The 384-nt window shown below is 46.6% G+C and carries 1 protein-coding gene; it reads right to left on the reverse strand.

The annotated features are described in order from the left end of the window. Positions 1-97: 97 nt before the first annotated feature. On the reverse strand, positions 98-384 hold a 287-nt coding region (locus ACYQ4S_RS12400), incomplete at its 5' end, for a transposase (RefSeq protein WP_459771480.1).

Consider the following 384-nt stretch of genomic DNA (forward strand, 5'->3'; position numbering starts at 1 on the left):
TTCTGTTTTGTTCAAGCCTTAAGTTTAAGGGTGTGCCATCACCCCTCCCATGGCAGAGCCTATAGCTCCATGGGCACTCATACTGTGACCATATGAGTTAGGTTGTTTGGGCGATATTCAGAGCTCCTACTCTATCCCGATGCCCCCGGTAGCCACACCCACACTGATACATTCGGTCGGTTACTTTATTTCTGGCCTTACATGTCGGGCAAGTCTGAGAGGTATACTCTGGATTGACCTTTTTAACAACGATACCTATTTCTCTTGCTTTATATTCAATGAAGTCAGTCAGTTGAGCGAATGTCCAGTTATGCAGAATCGCTGTGTGTTTTCCTCTTTGTCTTGAGGTCCGGCGAATGCCGGAAAGATTCTCCAGATGGATGG

Source organism: Alkalibacterium sp. s-m-28, from assembly GCF_054658175.1.